This window comes from Streptomyces sp. PA03-1a, assembly GCF_033792805.1.
In the GTDB taxonomy this organism is placed as follows: domain Bacteria; phylum Actinomycetota; class Actinomycetes; order Streptomycetales; family Streptomycetaceae; genus Actinacidiphila.
Genome location: NZ_JARAVO010000391.1, coordinates 1 through 5079 on the forward strand (window position 1 = coordinate 1; position 5079 = coordinate 5079).

Annotated in this window: 4 protein-coding genes; 2 read left to right on the forward strand and 2 right to left on the reverse strand. The window is 73.5% G+C overall.

Annotated features, from left to right (window positions below; all coding sequences use genetic code 11):
- Window positions 1-135 precede the first annotated feature (135 nt).
- The gene (locus PV341_RS43670; protein ID WP_500328901.1) at window positions 136-1101 is read right to left on the reverse strand and encodes a phosphotransferase family protein; all 966 of its coding nucleotides are present in this window, start codon (window positions 1099-1101) and stop codon (window positions 136-138) included.
- Window positions 1102-1416: 315 nt separating this feature from the next.
- A complete protein-coding gene (locus tag PV341_RS43675) occupies window positions 1417-2013 on the reverse strand; it encodes a TetR/AcrR family transcriptional regulator (RefSeq protein ID WP_500328900.1) in 597 nt (198 codons plus the stop codon).
- 146 nt (window positions 2014-2159) lie between these two features.
- Between PV341_RS43675 and PV341_RS43680 the strand changes: the two genes are divergently transcribed.
- On the forward strand, window positions 2160-3434 hold the full coding sequence (locus PV341_RS43680) for a YbfB/YjiJ family MFS transporter (protein ID WP_500360812.1): 1275 nt from the start codon (window positions 2160-2162) through the stop codon (window positions 3432-3434).
- Between the two features lie 444 nt (window positions 3435-3878).
- Window positions 3879-5079 (forward strand): sensor histidine kinase (locus PV341_RS43685; RefSeq protein WP_500360813.1); only part of this gene is annotated, 1201 nt, incomplete at its 3' end.

Here is a 5079-nt window from a genome sequence, read left to right on the forward strand (position 1 = left end):
GGCGCACCTTCGCGCCCGCGGCTCGCCCTGCACCCTCGTGGTGATCACACCCGGGTGACAAGACGAAAACCGGGGGGAGTACGCGCAGTTGCACAGATGGGAACGGTGTCCGGCACCGGACGCCCGCCTGTTGGGTCAGGCGTCGCCGTAGCGGGCGAGCAGCGCCGCGACGTAGGTCTCCAGGCGCGTCGCGAGCGTCGCCGGGGTGAGGTCGGTGCGGCCGAGTTCGCGCCAGGGGACGGCGACCTTCTCGGCGTCGGGTGCGAAGGCGAGGGCGTCCAGGAGCCGCCAGTAGAGGTGGGCGCCGGGGGAGTCCGCCAGCCGGCCGCCCGCGGCGGTGTAGAGGTCGGCGAAGCGCAGTCCCGCAACGGGTCCGTGCAACAGCGCGAGTGCCGTGGCGCAGTGGGCCACGTCGAGGTCGGCGGGGCCCCAGGAGGTCTCGACCCAGTCGACGACGCCCGAGATGCGCAGGTGGCCGCCGTGCCCGGAGAACAGGACGTTGCCCGGGTGGAAGTCGCGGTGCAGGAACAGGCCTTCGTGGGCGGGCGGGTCGCGGCGTATGACGTCCACCGCGCGGGCCCACAGGTCCGGACGGCTCGTGGTCCCGGGCGGGCGGACGCGCTCGGGCGCCGTCCAGGGCTGGTAGGTGCGGGGCCGGTCCGTCTCGCCGACGTCGAGCCCGTGGATGCGGACGAGTTGACGGGCCAGCAGCCACGCCCGCGCCCCGGCGTCGGTGTCCGCCAGGCGTACCTCCCCCGGGAGGTGGGACATGAGCAGCGACGGATGGTCGCAGTGCTCCGCCGTCGCGTCGACGGCGTGGAACTCGGCGGCGGGGACGGCGGTCGGGCCGAGCAGCGCCAGGACCCGCGCCTCACGGGTGAGCAGGCCCTCCGCGTGGCGGAGGTAGAAGGGCTCCACGAAGGAACGCAGCACCAACTGGCGTCCGCCTCCCGGCCCCGTGACCCGCAGGCGGCGCATCTGCGAGGTCCAGCCGCCGCGGAGCGGCTCCGCGGACTCGAGGTGTTCCCCGTCGCGCAGGTGCCGCTGCACCCAGGTGCGCGTGTCCGTCCAGCCGGGCTCGTTCCCCTCCGCCGCGGTCATCCAATCTCCTTCGTGGAACTCTGCCCTTCAGCACGGGGAGGAATCGAACCCCTGAGGGGCGGGGCGGGGAAGGTTGGTTCGCCGCGACGGCGGACCGGTGTCCATCCCCAATTATGCAGCAGGTGCTCACTGGTTGATGCACCTGCTGGCCGTCGGACTGACGGTGTCAGCCTGTGGAGCCGGTGTAAGACCTCAACGGAGAAATCCGGGCGGGCAGCCGGCGACGAAGCAGGAAACCCTACAGCGCGAGCCGTAGGAATCCCCTCTCTCCAGGGAGCGGAGAAAGTCAACCGGGCACCCTACCGGGCCCGTTGATCAGGCGGTGGCCTGCTGCCGTGCGCCGAGCACCATCGTGATCAGGGACCTCGCGGTGGCCCGGAGCCGGTCCGCGTCCTGGTAGACGCGCTCGATGACGACGGTGCCGCGGGTCATGGTGACCAGGACCCGCGCGGCCTCGGTGGGAGGGACGGCGAGCAGGCCGGCCGCATCGCCGCGGGAGAGCCGTTCGGCCATGACGCCCTCGAGCCGGTCCAGCAGGTCGCGGATCGCGGCCCGGATGGGTTCGGCGTCCGCCTGGGTGTCGGTGGCGGTCTTGGTCGACAGGCAGCCGCGGGCGGGGGTGCCGTGGGTCATGGAGGCGATGGTGAAGTCGAAGAAGTCCTCCAGCGCCCGCCGGACGTCGGGCTGGTCCAGCGTGGCGGCGGCCTCGGCGACGAAGGCGTCGGCGTAGTCCTGGAAGACGCGCAGGAACAGCGTCTCCTTGTCGTGGTACGCGTGGTAGAGCGAGCCGCGCTGCACGCCCGTGGCGGTCGCCAGGTCCTGCATGGAGGTCGCTCCGTACCCCTGGTTCCAGAAGACGTCCAGGATCCGGCCCAGGGTGTGCTGCTCATCGAACTGACGCCGTCCAGCCATGCGCCCACGGTAATTCATCTTTGACGGCTCCGTCAAAGTTTGCAAGGCTGTCAAACATGACGGTGTTGTCAAAGATGGCCCGGACTGCTGACGGACCGGGCGCCGCCCGGATCCGTCGCGACCGGGCGGAAGGCGGAAGCGAGCAGATGACCACCACACCACCGGGACCCGCCGCATGGCGGGCCATAGCGGCGGGCGCGAGCGCCAGCTTCGTCGGCATCGGCCTCGCCCGGTTCGCCTACACGCCTCTGGTCCCCGAACTGATCAACGCCCACTGGTTCTCCCCGTCCGCGGTGGCGTACCTCGGCGCGGCCAACCTCGCCGGGTACCTGGCGGGCGCGCTGAGCGCCCGGTGGGTGGGGCGCCGGCTGGGCGACCGCCGGGCCCTGCGGTGGATGATGGCGCTCGCCACGCTCGCGCTGCTGGCCTGCAGTGTTCCCGTCTCGGTGCCGTGGTTCTTCCTCTGGCGCCTGGCCTCGGGGCTCGCCGGCGGCGTGATCATGGTGCGGGTGGCCGGTGCCGTGCTCCCGTACCTGAAGGGGGAGCGGCGCGGGCTGGCGGGCGGGGCGATCTTCGCGGGGCTCGGTGTCGGCATCGCCGCCACGGGGACCCTGGTGCCCCTGCTGCTGCACTTCGGACTGCGCGGGACCTGGGCGGGGCTGGCCGTCCTGTGCGCGATCCTCACCGTACTGAGCTGGAACGGCTGGCCGACGCCGGTCGCCGCCCCGTCGCCGTCCGCGGTCGCCGCAGCGCCGGTGCCGGTGCCGGGGGAGCGGAAGCCCGCCCGCTCGCCGCGGCTGCGGCTGCTGCTCGTGGAGTACGCCCTGATCTCGATGGGTCTCACCCCGGCCATGGCGTTCCTCGCCGACTTCGTCAGCCGGGGCCTGGGCCGCGGTTCCGCCGGCGGCTCCATGATCTGGATCCTGTACGGACTCGGCGCCCTCGTCGGCCCCACCCTCTACGGCCTCCTCGGCGACCGCCTCGGCTTCGCCAGGGCCCTGCTGCTGATCACCCTGGTGCAGACGGGGGCCCTCGCCGCGCTCGCCACGGCGCACGCCCTGCCCGAGATCGCGGTGCTGAGCGTGGTCATCGGTTCCTTCCCTCCCGGTGTCGTGCCCGTCGTGCTGGGCCGCGTCCACGAACTCGTACCGCGGCACCCCGAGGCGCAGTCGGCGGCATGGGGCAAGGCGACCGTCGCCGGAGCGCTGTCGCTGGCCCTCTCCGCCTACCTCTACTCCTACGTCTTCGCCCGGACCGGCCAGGACCACGGACGCTGTTCCTCGTCGGCGCGGGAGCCCTGGTCCTGGCTCTGGTCGTCGCGATCGCCGCGCGGTTCGTCCGCGCGGACGTGCCGCTGGAGGCGGACGCGGAAGCCGTGCACCGTGCCGCCTCGGCCGCGGGCTGAGCCGGTCCGAGGATGAACGGCGTGGCGCGCTTGCGACATGTCGCACAGTGGACACGTCGTCAGGTTCCCGCCGCCCGCGGTCCGCGCCCGGCGGGCCCCGGGCCGCCGACCGCCGGGCGCGTGCCGTGGCCCCGACCCGTTCGGTAGGGCGAACGACGTGGTCAGCGGCACCGAGGAGCCGCGGCGGCGGTGGACGTGGCGGTGGCGGTGCCTGCGGGGAGCGGAGGCGCCGGTTCCCCCTCGCTCGGGCGCCGGCATGCCGCGGCAACCTCACATATCCTCACCAGCCAACAAATGTCATCGGAGCATTGATCAACACCACTGGCAACTCGCATATAGTGACCGCGAGTTCCCCGCGAACACGGAACCCGCCTGGGATTCGTGCCCGTGGTGGTGCCCGTTTTTGTTGGATTCCGCTTCGCCCATCCCATCCGTCCGTACGGCCCCGAGGTCCTGATCGATGACAGCGCAGACCGCGCTCCCGCGCCCGCGGACCGGGCGCCTGCGCATCCCGGCACGGCGGCGTGAGCAGCGTGCTCCGTTCGCGTACCTGGCGCGGGCCCTGGCGGTACCCCTGGTGGTCACCGTCCCGGTCGCCGTGTGGCTGGTGGTCGCCGCCCCCGGGTCGCTGCGTGCCCCCGCGGTGATCGGCGCGGCCGCCGGGATCCTGGCGCTGGCCTGCGCCGTGGCCGTGGCGGCGCAGGAGCGCTGGCGGGCCCGGCGCCTCGCCGGACAGCTCGACGCCCTGCGGGCCGAGGCGGAACGATTCGCCGACGAGCTGCTGCCGGCCGCCGTCGGCCGGATCGCCGCCGGTGAGACCGTGGACCGGGTGCTCACCGCGGTGCGCGAGCCACTGACCGGCCCGCAGCGCCGCATGCTGGCCCTGATCGCCGACCGGGTCGGCACGAGCGAGTCGCGCCGCGCCGCGGCGATGGCCGTCGGTGCCAACGCCGCGGGACGCATGCAGGCACTGGCCACCGGAATGCTGGCCGACCTGCGCCAGATGGAGCACCGCCACAGCGACCCCGCCGTACTGCACGACCTGCTGCACCTGGACCACCGCACCGCCCAGGCCGGCCGCCTCGCCGACAGCATCGCCGTGCTGACCGGGGCCCGTTCCGGACGCCGGTGGGCCAAGCCGATCCGGATGGAGTCGATCCTGCGCGGCGCGATGGGGCGTATCGCCGGCTACCAGCGGGTGCGGCTCCACTCCACCAGCGAGGTCGCCGTCGTCGGCCACGCCGCCGAGGGCGTGATGCACGCGCTGGCCGAACTCATGGACAACGCCGCCAACTTCTCCCCGCCCACCGCCGAAGTCCACGTGTACGTGGAGGAGGTGCCCGCGGGCGCGGTCATCACGGTCGAGGACAGCGGCCTGGTCATGGGCGAGGTCGCGCTGCGCCGGGCGCAGAGCGCCGTGGCGGCCGGGTCCGGGGACCTGACCGGCCTGTCCGGGACCAGGCTCGGACTGACGGTCGTCGGCCGGCTGGCCCGCAAGCACGGCCTGACGGTGTCCTTCCGGCCCTCGGCCCGCGGTGGCACCGGCGCGGTCATGATGATCCCGCAGGAGATGCTCACCGTCCCGCGTCCCGGCACGGACGCCGGCCCCGACGCCGAGCCCGTCCTGCCCCCGGAGGCCCCGGCCGCCGCCCCGTCCGTAC

Coding starts and splice junctions, on each gene's coding strand:
- PV341_RS43675 (WP_500328900.1), bottom strand. CDS start 2,013: ATGGCTGGACGGCGTCAGTTCGATGAGCAGCACACCCTGGGCCGGATC.
- PV341_RS43670 (WP_500328901.1), bottom strand. CDS start 1,101: ATGACCGCGGCGGAGGGGAACGAGCCCGGCTGGACGGACACGCGCACC.
- PV341_RS43680 (WP_500360812.1), top strand. CDS start 2,160: ATGACCACCACACCACCGGGACCCGCCGCATGGCGGGCCATAGCGGCG.